This is a genomic window from Brachybacterium sp. J153 (assembly GCF_036311905.1).
GTDB lineage: Bacteria > Actinomycetota > Actinomycetes > Actinomycetales > Dermabacteraceae > Brachybacterium.
The window spans coordinates 93,469-111,737 of record NZ_JAZDCH010000008.1 but is presented as its reverse complement, the minus strand read 5'-3'; the positions used below and the strand labels follow the sequence as shown (position 1 = coordinate 111,737).

The window sequence follows — 18,269 nt, the reverse complement described above, 5'->3', positions numbered from 1 at the left end:
GGGAGGGATCGGGGGGCGGGTCAGTCGAAGTAGGCGGGGACGTCGATCGCCCCGCCGGCCTGTTCGAACTCCTCCGCGGCGGCCCGGGCGAGCTCGGGGTCGTGGAGGGCGTCGAGCACGGTGGCGGCGAGGCCGTAGGCCCCGTCGGCCGCCGCGGAGCGGGCCTCGTCGGAGACCGCCCAGGCCGCGAACTCGCGCGTGTGGAGGGCGATCTCGGCGGGGGCGATGCGGATCAGCGGGTGGATGCCGGGGATCCGGTAGGAGACGTTGCCGAAGTCGGTGGACGCGGCGAGCGACGGGGAGACCACACCCAGGGGCAGCGGGTCGCGGCCGCGGCGGCGCTGGGCGAGGACCCAGCGGCCGGTGAGCGCCTCGTTGGTGCGCACGGGCAGGCTCGGCGGGTGCTCGTCCCAGTCGATGGTGACACCGACGCCGGCCATCAGCGCCGCGCCGCGGGCCACGTCCTCGACGCGGCGGGAGAGGTCTTTGAGGGTCTCGGGCCGCTGCGAGCGGACGTAGAGGTCCAGGCGCGCCCGGTCGGGGATGACGCTGGCCCGCTCGCCGCCCTCGCGGATCACGGCGTGGATGCGGTCCGACGGCGGGGTCTGCTGCCGCATCAGCCCGATGCCCTGGTACATGAGGCTCGCGGCGTCCAGGGCGTTGCGACCCATGAACGGCTGGGCGGAGGCGTGGGCGGTGTGGCCGTGGAACTCGACGGTGAGGGTGCGTCGGCCCAGCCACACCTGGTCGGCGAGGTCGTAGCCGCCGTAGGGGTGGGCCATGACGGCCCCGTCGAGGCCTTCGAAGGCACCCTCGCGGGCCATGTGCTCCTTGCCGGTGTGGCCCTCCTCGGCGGGGGTGCCGAGGAAGACGACCCGTCCCGGCACGGCCGACGGGTCCTGCTTCGCGAGCTCGGCGAGGGCGAGGAACGCGCCGAGGCCCATCACGGCGATGACGTTGTGGCCGCAGCCGTGGCCGACGCCGGGCAGGGCGTCGTACTCGGAGAGGATCGCGAAGGTCGGGACGCCCGCGGCGGAACCGTCGGCCGCCCCGGGTCCACCGGCGGAGCCGGCCCCGTCGGGCGCTCCCGTCCCGTCGGCCGCCCCGACCCCCGTCGGCGCCGGGATCTCCGCGCGGACCGCGGTGGCGAGGCCGTGAACCCCCACCTGCGCTGCGATGCCGTGGGCTTCGAGGACGGCGGCGATCGCGGCGGCGGAGCGGTGCTCCTCGAAGGCGACCTCGGGGTGTTCCCCCAGGTCGAGCATCAGCGCGGCCACTTCCTCGGCGCCCTCCGCGACCTGCTGCTCGAGCCGATCGTGCAGCGCCGAGGGAGCTCCGGAGAAGGAGGAGCCCGGATGGATCGACTGCCGCATCGCCGCCTCCCGCTCCTCGTCGAGCTGGTCGAGATACGCGGTGGACACCTCGGAATGCTGGGGCGTCCCGCCCCCGGTGTTCGTGGTCGACATGGGCTCGACGGTACGACATCGCCACAGGTGCCCGGCCCCGTTCCCGCGCGTTCCACAGTGCTCGGCCGAGGGGGACGCCGGTGCCGCCGACGGGAACGGGGAGGAAACGACCGTCGGCCGGTACGATTGCCCCCTGCGGAGCGCGGCGACCCCGTCCCCCGCATCGTCGACCTCGCAGTGGCGCGACCACCCTCCGCGCCCCCGCCTGCTCCGCCGCGACAGCGGCCGTCGGCCCTCCCCGTCGTCCCCCGACGACCCGTCCTCTGCGCCCCCGCGCGCGACTCCCCGGAGGCCCTCCTCGTGAACGCTTCGACCCCCGCACCGGCCGGGACCCGCCGCGCAGACCGCGGCGCGTTCTCCGGACGCACCGCCTTCATCTTCGCCGCCATCGGCTCCGCCGTCGGCCTCGGCAACATCTGGCGCTTCCCCGCCGTCGCCTACGACAACGGCGGCGGCGCCTTCATCCTGCCGTACCTGGTCGCGCTGCTGACCGCCGGCATCCCCCTGCTGTTCCTCGACTACGCGATCGGCCACCGCTGGCGCGGCTCGGCCCCCGCGGCCTGGCGCCGCTTCCGCCGCTGGACCGAGTTCATCGGCTGGTGGCAGGTGCTGATCGCCCTGATCATCGCCCTCTACTACGCGCTGATCCTCGCCTGGGCCACGAACTACACGATCTTCTCCCTCGACCAGCGGTGGGACTCCCACGCCGAGGGGGCGGCCGGCTTCTTCGGCGAGTACACCCGGGCGCTCGGCGGCCCGGACGTCACGGTCTCCTTCGACTACGTGCCCGCCGTGCTGATCTCGATGATCGTGGTGTGGGTCGCGGTGATCGCGGTGATGGCGCTCGGCGTGCAGAAGGGCATCGCCGGGGCCTCGGTCATCTTCATCCCGCTGCTCGTGGTGATGTTCCTGATCCTGGTGGTCCGCTCGCTGTTCCTGCCCGGTGCCTTCGCGGGCCTCGACGCGTTCTTCCGCCCGAACTGGGAGGCGCTGCTGCACCCGGGCGTGTGGATCGCCGCCTACGGCCAGATCTTCTTCTCGCTGTCCGTGGCCTTCGGCATCATGCTCACCTACTCCTCGTACCTGAAGAAGAAGACCGACCTCACCGGCTCCGGCCTGGTAGTCGGCTTCGCGAACTCGAGCTTCGAGATCCTCGCCGGCATCGGCGTGTTCTCGGCGCTGGGCTTCATGGCGCAGGCGCAGGGCGTCGCGGTCGACGAGGTGGTCGCCGCCGGAGTGGGCCTGGCCTTCATCGCCTTCCCGACGATCATCTCCGAGGCCCCGGCGGGTGCGCTGATCGGCGTGCTCTTCTTCGGCTCGCTGGTGCTGGCCGGCTTCACCTCGCTGATCTCGATCCTCGAGGTGGTCATCGCCGCGATCCAGGACAAGTTCGGTCTGGGCCGCATCTCCTCGACCCTGTGGGTGTGCGTCCCGATCGCGGCGGTGTCCACGATCCTGTTCGCCACGACGATGGGCCTGCCGCTGCTCGACGTCATGGACAAGTGGGTCAACGAGTACGGCATCGTCGCGGCCGCGCTGATCTCCTCGCTGATCGTCGCCTACGTGGTGCGCGGCATGCCGACGCTCCGCGACCACCTCAACGTCCGCGGCACGTTCCGCATCGGCCGCTGGTGGTACGCGTGCGTGGCGATCATCGCCCCGCTCGTGCTCGGCGTCTCCCTCGTGGGCGGCACGATCTCTCTGGTCACCAGCGGCACGACCTACTCCGAGTACCCGGGCTGGTTCAACCTGGTGTTCGGCTGGCTGATGGCGATCGGCCTGATCGTGCTTGCGGTGGTGCTGTCGCTGATCCCGTGGCCGGCCCGCTCGAACCTGCACAAGGACGACTCCGACGGCGACCCGATCGCCCCCGAGGTCGTCGCCGGCAAGGGCCTCGAGATGCGGCCCGACGCGAAGACCCCGCACGAGCTCCGCTCCCCCGGGCGCTGAGGGTGGTGCCGGGGTGGCCGGTCTGGTCTGCGCCTGCCCACCCCGGCACCTCTCGCTCTACCCACCACGTCCGCCCGTCGATCCACCTCCCACCCGGCCCGCCGGGCTCGTCCCTCAGGAGGACCCCATGTCCGCACCCGCCATCATCATGATGATCATCGCGATCGTCACCGTCTGGGGCGGCCTCGTCGCCGCCGTCGTCAACCTCTCCCGCCACCCCGAGGCCTCGGACGACTGACCCTCTCCGGGGCCGGCCGCCTCGGAGGAACCTGTCGACTACTGGCGCAGGGCGTACCGGTATGCCTATATAGCCGTAGTGGTACGCCCTGCGCCCGTACCTGACCATGACCCCCGGGAGTGCGACCCCACGCAGCCTCAGCTGCCAGGCGCGCCGCCGCCCCCGACTCACCCCAGCCCGGGGATCCGCGCGCCGAGGGGGAAGGCGACGATGACCAGCACCACGGACGCGGCCAGCACCGCGAGGTCGAGGGCCGAGACCCGCAGGTACGCCAGCCGCAGCGTGCGCCCGGCCCGGTTCGAGGCGCCGTAGGTGAAGCCGCGGGTCTCCAGGGCCTCGACGGTGGTGCGCACGTTCTTCGCGGTGTTGAGCATGATCGGGTAGAACGCGGTGACGGCGAGGACGCACCACTGCCCCGCCACCCGCCAGCCGAGCAGGCCGGGCCGGTCCACGGGCGCGTGCCGCAGGCGCTGGCCCTCGAACACCGTCACGTACTCGTCCACCAGGATCGGCAGCATGCGGTAGCCGTAGCTGACCCCGAAGGCGAGCAGCTCGGGGGCGCGGAACCACAGGAGCGCGTCGGAGAGCTTCTCCGGGTCCAGCGACACGAAGGCCGCCATCGAGGCCATCGAGACGGCGCCGAGCTTGAGGTTCAGCTCGGCGAGGGCGACGAGGGTGTCCAGGTTGCCTCCGAACAGGAACGACGCCGCGAACAGCCCCACCACGTTGCCCAGCAGCCCGATGAGGAACAGCCCCAGCACGAGCGGGCCGACGCGGGCGAGGACAACGGAGGCGGCCCCGAGCGCGAACAGCACCAGCAGCACGCCCGTGTCGTGGGTGAGCCAGGGGCTGATCGCCATGACCAGGTACCACGCGAGCACCATCCGCGGATCCAGCCGCGAGAAGAGCCCGCCGCGGGTCGAGTAGGCGGTGCGCAGGAGCTCGAGCCGGATCCAGTCGACGCTGAGCACGTCATGGGTCTTGCGCGCCATCAGCGCACCTCCTGGGGGACGGGGCCGACGGGTCCGGCCGAGGGCGCAGGCTCCGCGGGTCCGGCCGACGGGGCCGGTGCAGCCCCCACCGTCTCCGGCAGCCACGCCCGCAGCTCGGCGGCGGTGAGCGGCAGCGGGTCCAGGTCCAGCTCGAGCGCGATGCGAGCGACCTGCGGCGGGATGAGCCGGGTGCGACCGGTCAGCTCGGGGCGGGAGAACAGCTCGCGCGGGGTGACGTCGGCCAGCACCCGGCCCTGGTCGAGCACGATCACGCGGCTCGCCCAGGTGGCGACGAGGTCCATGTCGTGGGTGGCGACGACCGCGCAGCGCACCGTCTCGGCGAGCGCCGCGAGCATGCCGGTGACGTCATCGCGGGAGCGGATGTCGAGGCTCGAGGTCGGCTCGTCGAGCAGCAGCAGCGAGGGCCGCATCGCGAGGCCGATGCCGAGGGTCGCGCGGCGCTGCTGCCCGCCGGAGAGGGAGCGGCCGTCGCGGTCGGCGAGGGCGGAGAGGCCCACCTCCTCGATGATCCGGTCCACGATCGCCTCGGCGTCGGGCACCTTCCGGCCGCGCGGGAACAGGGCGACGTCCTCGCGCACGGTGTCCTTGAGGAACATCTGCTGCGGGTGCTGGTAGAGGTAGGAGACGTGGTCGGCCAGACGCGCGGCGGAGCGGGAGCGGGTGTCGATGCCGTCGACCGTGACCGTGCCGGCGCGGGGCACGATCAGGCCCGTGAGCAGCTTCATCAGTGTCGTCTTGCCGGCGCCGTTGGTGCCGACCAGGGCGATCCGCTCCCCCGCGCGCAGGTCGAGGTCGAGGTCGTCGAGGACGGTCGAGAGGCCGCCTGCGACGGAGCGGTAGCCGTGCCGCACCCCGCGCAGGGTGGCGACGACCTCGCCGTCGGCGGCGCCCGAGCCAGCGGCGGCCTCCGAGCCCTCGCCCGACCCCGAGCCGCCACCCGCACCCACCCCGTCGGCCGCACCCACCCCGTCTCCCGCACCATCCCCGTCGACCCCCGTCGGCCGCTCCCGCACCAGGGGCCGCAGGGCCGCCGCGGCGGAGGCGACGTCGAGCGCCACCGGGCGCGCCCCGACCGCGGCGGAGAGCGCGACGGCGTCGGGGGCAGGGACGCCGTGCTCGGCGAGGTCGGCGTGGCGGTCCATCGCCTCCTGGACGGGCAGGTGCCAGACGGGCGCGCCGTCGGCCATGAGCACCACCGAGCGGGCGAACTCGGCGATGAACTCGGCGTGGTGCTCGATGGTGATGATGGTGGTGCCCTCGCGCTCGTTGAGCTCGCGCAGCCGCAGGTAGATCTCGCGGGCGCGGGCCGGGTCGAGCTCGGCGACGGGCTCGTCGACCACGATCACCTCGGGACGCAGGGCGAGGACCGCGGCGAGGGCCACCAGGTGCGACTGGCCGCCGGAGAGCTGCCATACGAAATGGTCGCGGAGGTGGGCGATGCCGAGCTGCTCGAGCGCCTCGTCGGTGCGCTCGCGGTAGTCGGCGTGGCCGAAGTTCAGGGGGCCGAAAGCGACCTCGTCGCGGACCGTCGGCCGCACCAGCTGGTTCTGGAAGTCCTGGTAGACGTAGCCGACGCGGCTGGACAGCTCCGCGACCGACGAGTCCCAGGTGTCGACGCCGTCCACGTGCACGGACCCGGCGAAGTCGCCGTTCCAATAGTGCGGGACGAGGCCGTTGAAGGTCTTGCACAGGGTGGTCTTCGCAGAGCCGTTGCCCCCGACCACCGCCACGAAGTCGCCACGCTCGATCGTGAGGTCGACGTTGCGGAGGGTGTCGCGGTCGGTGCCCGGGTAGCGGAAGGACAGGTCCTTCACGCGGATCACGGGCTGCGCCGTCGCGCGGCGGGAGGCGGCCGAGGCGGGCGCGGCGTCGGTCGGCGCGGTCTCCGGCGCGTTGGCGGTGGTCGGGGGAACGGTCTGCATCAGGGTCTCCGGGAGGGGTCGGCGCTCAGGCGCGGTCCGCCGACTTCCGCGCGGACTGCTGCGAGCGGCGGAAGAGGAGGATCGCGAGGCCGAGCACGACGGCGATGGCGACGAGGGAGACGACGATGAACCAGTCGCCGAAGCGGTCGATGAAGTCGGGCTCGAAGGCGCCGGCGGAGATGTCGAAGGCCTCGAGGAAGGCGAAGCCGAAGCTCGCCACCGACAGCAGCAGCGCGAAGCCGACGAACACGCCCGACGCCGGGGCCTGGCCGGGGATCGGCTCGCCGGGGACGCGGGGACGCATGCCCATGAGCGGCTCGATCTTGCCGTGCAGGGCCGGGATCAGCCACATGGCGGGGATCGCGCCGAGCAGGATGCCGGACATGATCACGTCCACGCCGAGGCCCAGGATCTCGAGGGCGAGCATCGACTCGGGCAGCCCCTCGACGAACTCCGCGTCCTCCACGCCGATCCACACCTTGGAGAGGTCGACGATCGCGGAGAGGATCTTGTCCACCAGCACCAGCACGATCGCACCGACGGCGATCTGCACCTTCGAGCGGGGGTTGCGGATCAGGGAGCCCGCGATGAACACGGCGAGGAACATCTGCAGGTAGCCCTCGACCTCGGCGAGGCCGGAGAAGTCGCCCATGAGCAGGTCGGTGAACACGATCTCGCCGAGCGGGGCGCCGAGCGCGGCCCAGAACGGGGAGAACAGCGCGGCGATGGTCAGCGGCACGAACACCATGTACGACACGGAGATGTCGACCGGGCCGATCGAGGGGTCCGGGATGATCTCCAGGATGATGTTCGACAGCCCGAACAGCGACATCGACAGCACGAAGATCATCAGCTTCTGCGAGGTGGACAGCTGGGCGCTGCGCACGCCGTCGACGACACCGCGGAGGGTGCCGCGGCGCTCGTCCTCGGCGGGGCGCGGGGGGATCTGGGTGGACACGGGGGTCTCCTTCAGCAGGTCAGGGCAGGGATGTGCGGGGGGCGGGGTGGATGACGCCGACGGGGGCCGGGGTCGGTCTCGGGGCGGGGGCGGACGGGCAGGGCCGACGGGGTCGGCCGGGTCAGGCGGTTGAGGGGGCGGGCTCGGCGAGGCGGGCGGCGAGCACGTCGATGACGTCGCCGGGGCCGTCGAGGACGTGGTCGGCGAGGCCGCCCGCGAGCGCGCGCTCGAGCGCGGCGTCGTCGTCCTTCCCACCGCGCAGCAGGCAGATGGTGCCGATCCCGGCGTCGCGGCCGCCGCGCCCGTCGTTCAGCGCCTTGTCGCCGACGTAGACGACGTCCACCGGAGCGACGTCGAGGCCCGCGAGGGCGGCGGCGAAGATCTCGCGGCCCGGTTTGCGCACCCCGATCTCGTCGGAGTACGCCGCGGGGCCGATCAGGTCCAGCACCCGGTAGTCGGCGAGCGTGGCGCGGACCCCGCGACCGGAGATCGTGTTCGAGACGATGCCGACCACGATCCCGCGCTCATGGGCCCAGCGGACCAGCTCCACGGCCCCCTCGCGCGGGCTCGGCACGCCCTTGGAGCGGTGGAGAAGGAAGGACAGCTCGGCGGCTTCGAGGCGGAGCGCGGCGCGCAGCGGTGCCGGCAGCTCGGCGCCGATCAGGTCGCCCCAGAGGACGGCGGGGTCGACCTCGTCGTGGCGGTGGTCGGGGTCGGCGAGGCGGTCGCGGCGGCGCTTGCGCTCGCGGTGACGGTCCCAGCCGGTGGAGATCGCGCGCTCGGCCTCGGCGGCGGTGAGCGGGTGACCGCATCGCTCGGCGAGGTCGACCAGGGCCCGGCCGACGACCTCGTCCCGGGTGGGGTCGGGCGTCGAGGTGGTGAGCACGCCGCCGTGGTCCAGGAGCAACGCGAGCGGCCGACGGGCCGGCCGGGCGGCGATCTGCGAGGCCTCGGTGCCCGGAGCCCCGTTGATCAGGGCCCCGTCGGCCGAAGCCCCGTCGACCGGACCGACCGCGGCGCGCAGCTCCGCGAGAAGCCCCTCCGGCGTCTCCAGCACCAGGTCGGGGCGGGCGGCGACCGGGAACGGCGGGTGGTCGGTGCGGCGGTCGCGGGTGATCACGACGCGGCCCACGCCGGCGCGGCGACCCGCGACGACGTCCCGGTCGAGGGTGTCGCCGACGTACCAGGCCTCGCGGGCGGGGACGCCGAGGGCGTCGGCGGCGAGGTGGATCATGCCCGGGTGCGGCTTGCGGATGCCGACCTCGTCCGAGTACACCTGCACGCCGAAGAAGCCGTCGAGCCCCTCGGCGCGGAGGATCTCGCGGTGGGCGAGGCCCGAATGGGCGTTGGAGACGATGCCGAGCACGATCCCCCGCTCCCGCGCCACGACCAGCAGCTCGCGCACGCCGGGGCGCACGTGGTGGTCGGAGACGGCGACGGCCTTCGCGGCGAGGATCCGCTCGGCGTCGAGGGCGAGGGCGCTGCGGGCGGCGCCCGGCAGGTCGGCGAGCAGGAAGTCCTCGACGATCTCGCGCGGGGCGAGCTCACGCGGCGCGCGGCGACGGGAGGCGGCGTTCTTCCACATCGACAGGGCGGCGCGGCCGGCGCGCAGGGAAGCCTCGACGTCGGCCCGCTCGAGGCGGTGGCCCGCCGCGGCGGCGAGGTCGAGCACGGTCGTGGCGAGGGTGTGCACCCAGTCGGCGCGCGCGGTGGTGGTCACGACGACGCCCCCGAAGTCGAGCAGCAGGGCCCGCGGGGCACGGACGGGGGCCGCGGGCTGCGAGCCGCTCGACGCGGTCTCCGCGGAGTCGGCGGGCGCAGCGTCGGCGGGAGCGGCGTCGGCGGGGGCCGGGGTCGAGCACGCGGCGGTGCGGGCCGGGATCCCGGGGGCGGGCTGAGCGGTGGTCATGGGCTCGACCGTACGGAGGCGCGGACGCCCCCGGATGAACGGCCGGTGAACCCGCCGCCACGGAACGGCCAATCCTGCTGCAGATCTGCATTTCCGCTGGAGAGGCTGGACTTCCGGGTGCTATCCAGGGGGCATGGGAGCACCCTCCGGCCGCGCGACGCTGGCCGACGTCGCCCGCGCCGCGGGGGTCTCGGCGTCGGCCGCGTCGATGGCGCTGAACGGGCGGGGCGGCGTCCGCCAGGAGACCAGGCTGCGGGTCCTCGCAGCGGCCCGAGCGGTCGGCTACCGGGCCCGACGCAGCGCGGCGCGGGATGCGACCGTGCTCGGCGTGATTCCCACGGACCTCGGCAACGCGTACCACACGGACGTCATCACCGGCATCGAACGGTTCGCGGAGTCGGTCGGCTACGCGGTGGTGATCGGGCACGGCCGACGCGACGGGGACCACCTCGAGCGGCAGCTCGAGCGGATGCTGGGCTTCGGCGTCGACGGGGTGATCGCGGTGACGACCTGGCTGAGCCCATCGACCCTCGCCGCGGCGGCCGCGGTGCTGCCCGTCGCCGTGATCGGGAGGATGCAGGATCCCGTGCCCGGCACCGATGCGGTGCGCTGTGACGACGCGGCCGGGGCCGCCCTGGCCGTCCGCCACCTCGTCCAGCGCGGGCACCGCCGTCTCGCACACGTGACCATGTCCAGTCGGCCCGGTCCGGCCTCGCGCCGCGCCGGCTTCGCGGCGGAGGCGGCGCGCCTGGGGCTGGCGTCGGGGCTCGGGTCGGGGCTCGGGTCGGGGGTGGGGTCGAGGGTGGGGTCAGGGCGAGACTCGGGGCTGGGGTCGAGCGGGCCGACGGGCGGGCCGACGGGGTCCGTGGAGGTGATCGGCCCGGAGGCCGACTGGGCCGCAATGGACGCCCGGATCGACGACCTCATGCGGCGGATCCGCTCGGGCGACCCGGCAGCGCCGACAGCAGTCTTCGCGGCCAATGACATCGCCGCGGTGCGGGTGCTGCACCGGGCGGCGGACCTCGGCGTGCGCGTGCCGGAGCAGCTGAGCGTGGTCGGCTACGACTCCTCGACCGTGGCTCTCACCGTCCAGCCGCACCTGACCAGCGTGAACCAGCCGCGAGAAGAGATGGGACGCCTCGCGGCGGAGATGATCCGGGAGCGCCTCGCCGGCCGCGCGCACGACGCCGACCTCCTCGTCCAGCCCGTGCTGCGCGAGCGCGACTCGACGGGCCCGGCGCCACGTGCGCGCCGCTGAGGGTGCACCGCCGCCCGGTCGTGGAAACCCCCACACAGTTGCGGGAATTCCTCTCGTATTCCCCCAAGTGTGCGGGGGTAACGAGAGCGCGAGGTGGGAGAGCGGCGCGGGAAAGGCCGACGAGGCGACGGTCCAGGAGGCGCGGGAGAAGTCCACACGGCTCGGAGACCTCGCCCCGTGTGACCTGCGCCCGGTCGGTTCGCGCGGGCCCAGGGTGTCGGGTACGCTGTCCACTGCTCTTGATGAGCGCTGGAGGATTCGCCTAGCGGCCTATGGCGCACGCCTGGAACGCGTGTTGGGTGCAAGCCCTCGGGGGTTCAAATCCCCCATCCTCCGCCAGCGGCGAAGGCCCCTCACCTGCGGTGGGGGGCCTTCTTCGTGTCCCGGATCGCCCCCCAGGAGCATCGTGCAGATCATCGACGCCACCCCCGACCACCTCGAGGCCATCACCGCGATCCACAATCACGCGGTCGAGCACAGCACCGCGATCTGGGACGAGGACCCGGTGGACGTCGCGGATCGCGCCCGCTGGATGAGCGATCGGCAGGCGGCGGGCTTTCCCGTGCTGGTGGCGGTCGACGGGTCCGGAGTGGTGCTCGGCTTCGGCAGCTACGGCACTTGGCGCACACGCTCGGGCTACCGCCGCACCGTCGAGCATTCCGTATACGTGCGGGAGGACCAACGAGGCAAGGGACTCGGGCGCGCCCTGCTCACGGCATTGATCGAGCACGCCCGGGCCGCCGGCATCCACGTGATGGTCGCGGGCATCGAAGCCGGCAACGTCGGCTCGATCCGGCTCCATGAACGACTGGGATTCGTCCTCGAGGGAACGATGCCGCAGGTCGGCGAGAAGTTCGGGCGTTGGTTGGACCTCAGCTTCCTGCTGCTCCGCCTCGACGACGCCGCGGTCCCGCCGGCGCGCGACTGACCTCCGCCCTGGGACGGCGCGGAGCACGCTGACGTCCGCGGTCCCAGCTCCGCTCCCGACCGACGAGTAACCCCGCGCACCTGGGGGAATGATCGACGAATTCCCCCATAAGTGCGGGGTTTCCGCGGGGCGGCGAAGAGTCTGGGGGCAGGGGCGGCGAGGCGGTGGCGGCCGGCGTGGGACTCCGCAAGGGCGACGGCGCGACAGGGTGCCGTGGCGCGGAGGGTGCCGGGCCTCGAGGTCTCGACCTCATATCACTTCCCCGGGACGCTCCCGTGCGCGAAAAGTCCCGGTTAGTCTGCGGTGGCACGCGGCCACGACGACGCAGGGGGAGCACGTGACGAATCCGGGATGGGGCGGGGACGGCTCCGGCGCGCAGCACGGGCAGGGCGGCTCGGGCCCGGACCCTTGGGCACAGCCGCCGCAGGGGCAGCCGCAGGGCGAGGGCCGGCAGGCTCCCCAGGCTCCGCCGTACGGGCAGGGCCCGGAGCATGGCGGCGGCCCGCAGCAGAACGGCAGCCCGCAGCCCGGATGGGGGCCGACGGGCTCTCCCGCGCAGCCCTCCCCCGGCTACGGCCAGCAGCCCTCTCCGGGCTACGGCAGTCCCGCGGCACCCGCCGGCTACGGCCAGGGCACCGCGGGCGGCTACGGCCAGAACGCGCCCGGCGGTTTCGGCAGCTCCGCCGCCCCGGACGGCTACGGCCACTCCGGACCCGGTGGCTTCGGCCCCACCGGCCCGGGCGGCCCCGGCAGCCCCTCCGGACCCGGCGGCTACGGTCCCACCGGACCCACCGGCCCCACCGGTGAGCAGCCGCCGTCGAAGCGGACGTGGCCGCTGCTCGTCGGCGCCATCGCCTGCATCGGCGCGCTGGTCCTCGCCGTGGCGGGAGGCATCGGCTTCCTCGCCCTGAACAGCCGCGGCGGCGGGGACCCCACGGCGCAGGAGACCACCGCCACCTCGGAGGACCCGACGTCCGACCCGACGACCGATCCGACCACGGATCCGACCACCGAGGAGGGCTCGGGCTTCGAGGTCATCCCCGCCTACGACCGCCCGCCGGGCACCCCCGAGGAGCTCGCGGAGATCCTCGCGGACAACCCGCTCACCGGCGGGGACCTGCCCGACATCGGCACCTGCGAGCTCCCGCCCACGCCTCCGGACGCCACCGCGGAGCAGCTCCAGGCGGTGCTGGACGCGAGCGCGGGCTGCCTGAACCAGGTGTGGTCCGCGGCGAGCTCCGACCGCGGCCTGCCGTGGCGCAACCCGACGGTGACCGTCTACGAGCATCCGACGCTGCCGAACTCGTCGTGCTCGGACAACCCGGACAACTTCGGGGCGGACTTCGCGACGGTCTGCAACCTGGACACCGCGATCTACTGGCCGCTCGGCTACGGCACCGGCACGGCGTTCACCGACGAGAACCAGGTTGCCCAGGCCTACCTGTGGGACCTCTCGTACTCGTACACGAACACCCTTATGTGGAACAGCTCGCTGACCGTGTACTACGTGACGATGATGAACCAGTTCCAGGACTCCGGGGACTCCGCGGCGTACGACGAGGCGTACATCCGGTGGGACCTCCAGCGCAGCTGCCTGACCACCGCCGCGCTCGGCCAGCTGCCCGCGGAGGCGCAGCCCAGCGGCGCCTTCCGCGAGGGCCTGCTCGACGAGGCCACCTGGCCCGAGCAGGGTGACCGCCCGGTGACCCCGTCGACCCGCGTACTGTGGCTGCGCAACGGTCTGGAGTCGGGCGGCGACCTCTCGGCGTGCAACACCTGGGCGGCGCCCGTCGAGCAGGTGACCTGACCGACTGACGGGCCCCAGCCGCCCCCGGCGGGCACGGCCCGGCCCGTCGGCCGCCCCGCCGGCCCGGCCGCCCGCTCAGCCGAGCGTCGCCGGCCGCTCCCAGTCCTCGCCGCGCACGTGCTCGTCGAGGAAGCCGAGGAACGTCTCGTACCAGACCTGCGCATTGCCGCGGCCCAAGATCCAGTGCCCCTCGTCGGGGAAGTACAGGTAGCGGTGCTGCGTGCGGCCCTCGGCGTCGCGCGGCGTCGCGGAGAAGCGGTGCAGGTCGTACCAGAGGGCGTGGCCCTGCGCGATCGGGACGCGGTAGTCCTCGTCGCCGTGGATGACGAGCATCGGCACCACGATCTCGCGCACGAACGCGCTGGGATCGTGGTCCGGGTTCTGCCGACGCATCGGCGGCTCCCAGCCGGAGTTGTCGGTGGTGCGGCCCATCGTCTCGGTGTCCCACAGGGAGGCGTGGGTGACGATGCAGCGGAAGCGGTCCCCGGTGTGCCCGGCGACCCAGTTCGCCATGTATCCGCCGTAGGAGCCGCCGGCGAAGGCGGTCGCGCCCTCGTCGATGTCGGCGCGGGCGATCGCCTGGTCGGTCAGCGCCATGATGTCGGTGAACGGGGCGCCGCCCAGCTCGTGCTGGCCGCGGTCGATCATCGCCTGGCCGTAGCCGGTGGAGATCGCGGGATCGGGCAGCAGCACGGCGTATCCGGCGGCGACGAAGGGGTTCGGATTCCAGCGGTAGGTCCACGCGTTCCAGGAGCCCCACGGACCGCCGTGGGCGAAGACGACGAGCGGGTGCGGGCCGTCTCCGTCGGGCAGGCGCAGCCAGGCGCGCAGCGTCGTGCCGTCGTCGGCGGTCGCGGTGACCTCGGTGAGGGAGCCGGTCTGCTCGACCTCGTCGGCCGGGTTCGGCAGGCGGACGAGGCGACCGTCCGACGGGTCGACGGCGACGGGATGCGGGGCGCACGCGACGGAGGAGGCCGAGGCGATGAGGCGGCCGCCGGCGACGGAGAGGTCCGCGAAGGACAGCTCCTGATCGGGCCCGCCGACGAGCCGGCGCGGAGCCGGGTCGGTGAGGGCGCCGATCCAGAGCGAACCGCGCCCCTGGTCGTCGGAGGCCGCGGCGAGGGTCTCCCCGTCGACCCACACCGGGTCGACCCAGTGGTCGAGCTCCGGCCAGACGGGGACGGTGGTGCCGGTGGCGAGGTCGAGCAGCTCGACCGCGGAGCTCATGGTCTGGTTCTCGGTCCAGATGCGGTGGCGGGAGATCAGCGCGCGGGTGCCGTCGGGGCTGAACGCGCCGGGTCCGTACTCGATCTCGGCGGTGGGCTCGCGCAGCAGTCGGGGCGGCTGCTCGCCGCGCAGGTCGAGCAGGTGCAGGTGGCCGGAGGCGAGGATCTCGCCGTGCGAGTCGGACATCGAGACGAGCGCGCGGGCGCCCTGTCGGTCCACGGTCCAGGAGGTCAGGCGTCCGGCCGGCATCGCGAGGTGGCGGAAGTGCAGCACCTGCGCGGCGGGGGCGTCGTCGTCGGCCGACGGGTCCGCCTCGGCGGCTCCGGCCGACGGGTCCGCCTCGTCGGCGGGCACGCTCGCGCCTCCGGCCGACAGCCCGGGCGACGCCTCGGCGGTCGCGAGGTCCGCCGGCAGCTCGGCGACGGCGAGGACGGTGCGCGCCGGGCCGAGGTCGTGATCCCAGTAGCGGGTGGGGAAGCCGTCATGGAGGGCGGCGCTGACCTTGGCGTCCTTGCGCGCCCGGCCCAGCTCGACGTGCTCGGCCTCGTCGGCCGCCTGCGAGTGGACGGCGAGCTCGGCGATCAGCAGGTTCCCGGCGAGGTGCAGCGCGCCGAAGCCGCCGGGACGCGCCGCGAGCTGGCGGGCCTCGCCGCGCGGGGGCAGGCCCCACAGCTGGGCGTCCTCGGACTCCTCGCCGTCCTCCCCGATCCGCTTCGCGGTGAAGTACACGGTGCCGTCCTCCGCGGCGGCGACCGCGCCGATCGAGGCGGCGCCGCGGGTCAGGGGCAGCACCCGCTCGTCCTCGAGCTCGACGAGCGAGGTGACGTAGGCAGTGCCCTTCGCGTCGGGCCGGGAGACGGTCGCGAGGATCCTCCCGCCTTCGGTGGTCTCGAGCCGTCCCAGTCGGGCGGCGTCCAGCAGTGCCTCGATGCTCGCGTGTGTCATGGCGCACCATCCTGTCACCCCCGTCGGCCCGAGGCTTGCGCTCCCGCGAGACGGTAGTTTAAAGTTGAAGCATCTTCACAGACAGGCCGAACAGACCGAGGAGCCTCGCCATGCAGTTCGGAATCTTCACCATCGCCGACATCACCCCGGACCCCACCACCGGGAAGGTGCCCACCGAGAACGAGCGTCTGCGCTCGATGATCGAGCAGGGCAAGCTCGCCGAGCAGGTGGGCCTGGACGTCTTCGCGATCGGCGAGCACCACAATCCGCCCTTCGTCACCTCCTCCCCCACCACCACGCTCGCGTACCTCGGCGCGCAGACGGAGAAGATCATCCTCTCCACCGCGACCACGCTGATCACCACGAACGACCCGGTGAAGATCGCCGAGGACTACGCGATGCTGCAGCACCTCACCGGCGGCCGCGTCGACCTGGTGATGGGCCGCGGCAACACCGGCCCGGTCTACCCCTGGTTCGGCCAGGACATCCGCAAGGGCATCGAGCTCGCGATCGAGAACTACGACCTGCTGCGCCGCCTGTGGACCGAGGACGTCGTGGACTGGGAGGGCCAGTTCCGCACCCCGCTGCAGCAGTTCACCGCCACCCCGCGCCCGCTGGACGGCGTCGCGCCGTTCGTGTGGCACGGCTCGATCCGCTCCCCGCAGATCGCCGAGCAGGCCGCGTACTACGGCGACGGCTTCCTGCACAACAACATCTTCTGGCCCATGAGCCACACGAAGCAGATGGTGCAGCTGTACCGCGAGCGCTACGAGCACTACGGCCACGGCAAGGCCCACCAGGCTTATGTGGGCCTCGGCGGCCAGGCGTTCATGCGCAAGAACAGCCAGGACGCGTGGAACGAGTTCCGGCCCTACTTCGACAACGCCCCGGTCTACGGCGGCGGCCCCTCGATGGAGGACTTCACCCGCGCCACCCCGCTCACCGTCGGTTCCCCCGAGCAGGTCGTCGAGCGGTACCTGACCATGGCCGACCACGTCGGCGACTACCAGCGCCAGATGTTCCTCATGGACCACGCGGGCCTCCCGCAGAAGACGGTCCTCGAGCAGATCGAGCTGCTGGGCACCGAGGTCGTCCCCGTGCTGCGCCGCGAGCTCGAGGCTCGTAGGCCCGCCGACGTCCCCGAGGCGCCCACCCACGCGAACCGGGTCGCCGCCGCCGAGGCGGAGCGCGGCGCCTTCGACGACGCCTACAAGTTCGAGACCGGCGACAACTGGACCGGCCTGCGTGCCGAGGACGCGAAGGAGGCGAAGTGATGACGGTTCACACCGCGACCTTCCGGATCCTGGCCCTCTCCTCCGGGCTCTCCACCCCCAGCTCCACCCGCATGCTCGCCGACCAGCTGACCCGCGAGACTGCCGCCGCCCTCGGCGCCGACGGGACGCAGGTCGAGGTGAGCACCGTGGAGCTGCGCGAGTACGCCCACGATCTCATCGATGCACTGCTGACCCGCTTCCCCAGCGAGCGCCTCGCGATGGTGATCGAGCAGGTCCGTGCGGCCGACGCGATCGTGGCGGTCACGCCGATCTTCAACGTCGGCCCCGCGGGGCTGTTCAAGATGTTCGTCGACGTCCTCGACACCGCACTGTGGGCGGACAAGCCGGTGCTGCTCGGCGCGGCCGCCGGCACCGCCCGCCACTCCCTCGCGATCGACTACGCGCTCCGCCCGATGTTCGGCTATCTGAAGGCGGACCTGGTCCCCACCTCGGTGTTCGCAGCGTCGGCCGACTTCGGTGCCGACACCGAGCACCAGGCCGACGCGCAGCCGCTCGCAGTGCGGGTGCGCCGGGCCGCGGCCGAGCTCGCGACGATGCTGCGGGCTCGTCGCGGGGTCGCCGCGGGTGCCGACACCGCAGGTGACGGCGCGGGCGCGCAGCCGGCCGACGGCGACTCCGGTGCCGACTCCACCCCGGCCGACGACGGCTCCGTCCCGACGGGCGAGCCCGCCCGCCCCGCGCTCGACGCCGAGTTCTCGGACTTCGTGCCGATGGGCCAGCTGCTGCGCCGCGGCTGACCTGGTCGATCCGCTGCCCTTCTGATCCCCTGCCGGTCGCGTCCTTGCTCGGGGCCGGGGCGCGACCGGCAGGACCTCCGGGACCCCCTGGGGAACGGGCCCCGTCGGCCGTAGGCTGAGCGCCCTCGAGCCCCCGGGAGGGACCCCATGAAGTACATGCTGATCATGCGTGCCACCGACGCCGCGCTGCAGGCGTCCCAGGAGATCGACTTCGAGGAGGTCGTCAACGCCATGGGCGCCTTCAACGAGGCGCTGATCGAGGCGGGGGCGATGGTCGCCGGCGAAGGTCTCGCCGACGCCGCCGACGAGGCGAACTTCCTCGTCGACTTCTCGCAGACCCCGCCCGCGGTCACCGCGGGCCCCTACGGCACCACCGAATCGCGCTTCGACGGCTGGTGGATCATCCAGGTCGCGGACCGTGCCGAGGCCGAGCAGTGGGCGACCCGCTGCCCGCTGGGCCCCGGGACGACCCTCGAGGTGCGCCGGATCCACGCCGACGAGGAGATCGCTGCCCTGGTCTCCGAGGACAACGAGTACGTGGCCAAGGAGAAGGTCTGGCGCGCCGAGGAGGAACAGCGCCGCCAGGCCGGCGCCTGAAGCGGCCTCCGGGCCGGCG

The 18,269-nt window shown here is 73.2% G+C and carries 14 protein-coding genes and 1 tRNA gene; 9 read left to right on the top strand and 6 right to left on the bottom strand.

Annotated elements, in window-relative coordinates:
- Positions 1 to 20: 20 nt before the first annotated feature.
- Positions 21 to 1,466, bottom strand: a complete 1,446-nt coding sequence (locus V1258_RS05000) for a M20 family metallopeptidase (RefSeq protein ID WP_329748630.1) — start codon at positions 1,464 to 1,466, stop codon at positions 21 to 23.
- Positions 1,467 to 1,766: 300 nt separating this feature from the next.
- On the opposite strand from V1258_RS05000, the gene V1258_RS04995 reads away from it, so the two are divergent.
- A complete protein-coding gene (locus V1258_RS04995; RefSeq protein ID WP_329748629.1) occupies positions 1,767 to 3,416 on the top strand; it encodes a sodium-dependent transporter in 1,650 nt (549 codons plus the stop codon).
- A gap of 127 nt (positions 3,417 to 3,543) precedes the next feature.
- On the top strand, positions 3,544 to 3,654 hold the full coding sequence (locus V1258_RS04990; protein WP_329748628.1) for a methionine/alanine import family NSS transporter small subunit: 111 nt from the start codon (positions 3,544 to 3,546) through the stop codon (positions 3,652 to 3,654).
- Between the two features lie 167 nt (positions 3,655 to 3,821).
- Here V1258_RS04990 and V1258_RS04985 read toward each other — a convergent pair whose 3' ends face one another.
- The 4 genes from V1258_RS04985 to V1258_RS04970 form a co-directional block, all read right to left on the bottom strand.
- On the bottom strand, positions 3,822 to 4,646 hold the full coding sequence (locus V1258_RS04985; RefSeq protein ID WP_329748627.1) for an energy-coupling factor transporter transmembrane component T family protein: 825 nt from the start codon (positions 4,644 to 4,646) through the stop codon (positions 3,822 to 3,824).
- The gene (locus tag V1258_RS04980) at positions 4,646 to 6,589 is read right to left on the bottom strand and encodes an ABC transporter ATP-binding protein (RefSeq protein ID WP_329748626.1); all 1,944 of its coding nucleotides are present in this window, start codon (positions 6,587 to 6,589) and stop codon (positions 4,646 to 4,648) included. Before V1258_RS04980 ends, V1258_RS04985 begins: the two co-directional genes overlap by 1 nt.
- 25 nt (positions 6,590 to 6,614) lie before the next feature.
- The gene (locus V1258_RS04975; RefSeq protein ID WP_329748625.1) at positions 6,615 to 7,547 is read right to left on the bottom strand and encodes a cell division protein FtsQ; all 933 of its coding nucleotides are present in this window, start codon (positions 7,545 to 7,547) and stop codon (positions 6,615 to 6,617) included.
- A gap of 121 nt (positions 7,548 to 7,668) precedes the next feature.
- Complete coding sequence (locus V1258_RS04970) at positions 7,669 to 9,456, bottom strand: HAD family hydrolase (protein ID WP_329748624.1); 1,788 nt, start codon at positions 9,454 to 9,456, stop codon at positions 7,669 to 7,671.
- A 133-nt stretch (positions 9,457 to 9,589) separates the two neighbouring features.
- Here V1258_RS04970 and V1258_RS04965 point away from each other — a divergent pair, with 133 nt between their 5' ends.
- The 4 genes from V1258_RS04965 (at position 9,590) to V1258_RS04950 (ending at position 13,449) form a co-directional block, all read left to right on the top strand.
- A complete protein-coding gene (locus V1258_RS04965) occupies positions 9,590 to 10,714 on the top strand; it encodes a LacI family DNA-binding transcriptional regulator (RefSeq protein WP_329748623.1) in 1,125 nt (374 codons plus the stop codon).
- Positions 10,715 to 10,965: 251 nt separating this feature from the next.
- A tRNA-Ser gene (locus V1258_RS04960) sits at positions 10,966 to 11,053 on the top strand.
- 67 nt (positions 11,054 to 11,120) lie between these two features.
- Positions 11,121 to 11,642, top strand: coding sequence for a GNAT family N-acetyltransferase (locus V1258_RS04955; RefSeq protein WP_329748622.1), 522 nt, complete (start codon positions 11,121 to 11,123; stop codon positions 11,640 to 11,642).
- Positions 11,643 to 11,979: 337 nt separating this feature from the next.
- The gene (locus tag V1258_RS04950) at positions 11,980 to 13,449 is read left to right on the top strand and encodes a hypothetical protein (RefSeq protein WP_329748621.1); all 1,470 of its coding nucleotides are present in this window, start codon (positions 11,980 to 11,982) and stop codon (positions 13,447 to 13,449) included.
- Between the two features lie 75 nt (positions 13,450 to 13,524).
- Here V1258_RS04950 and V1258_RS04945 read toward each other — a convergent pair whose 3' ends face one another.
- Positions 13,525 to 15,621 (bottom strand): S9 family peptidase, encoded by a 2,097-nt coding sequence (locus V1258_RS04945; protein ID WP_329748620.1) that lies wholly within the window; start codon positions 15,619 to 15,621, stop codon positions 13,525 to 13,527.
- Positions 15,622 to 15,731: 110 nt separating this feature from the next.
- Here V1258_RS04945 and V1258_RS04940 point away from each other — a divergent pair, with 110 nt between their 5' ends.
- The 3 genes from V1258_RS04940 (at position 15,732) to V1258_RS04930 (ending at position 18,250) form a co-directional block, all read left to right on the top strand.
- Complete coding sequence (locus V1258_RS04940) at positions 15,732 to 16,895, top strand: LLM class flavin-dependent oxidoreductase (protein ID WP_329748619.1); 1,164 nt, start codon at positions 15,732 to 15,734, stop codon at positions 16,893 to 16,895.
- Positions 16,895 to 17,653: a CE1759 family FMN reductase gene (locus tag V1258_RS04935; RefSeq protein ID WP_329748618.1), complete on the top strand. Its 759-nt coding sequence runs from the start codon at positions 16,895 to 16,897 to the stop codon at positions 17,651 to 17,653. The genes V1258_RS04940 and V1258_RS04935 overlap by 1 nt, the downstream gene beginning before the upstream one ends.
- Before the next feature lie 147 nt (positions 17,654 to 17,800).
- Positions 17,801 to 18,250: a YciI family protein gene (locus V1258_RS04930; protein ID WP_329748617.1), complete on the top strand. Its 450-nt coding sequence runs from the start codon at positions 17,801 to 17,803 to the stop codon at positions 18,248 to 18,250.
- Positions 18,251 to 18,269: the final 19 nt, after the last annotated feature.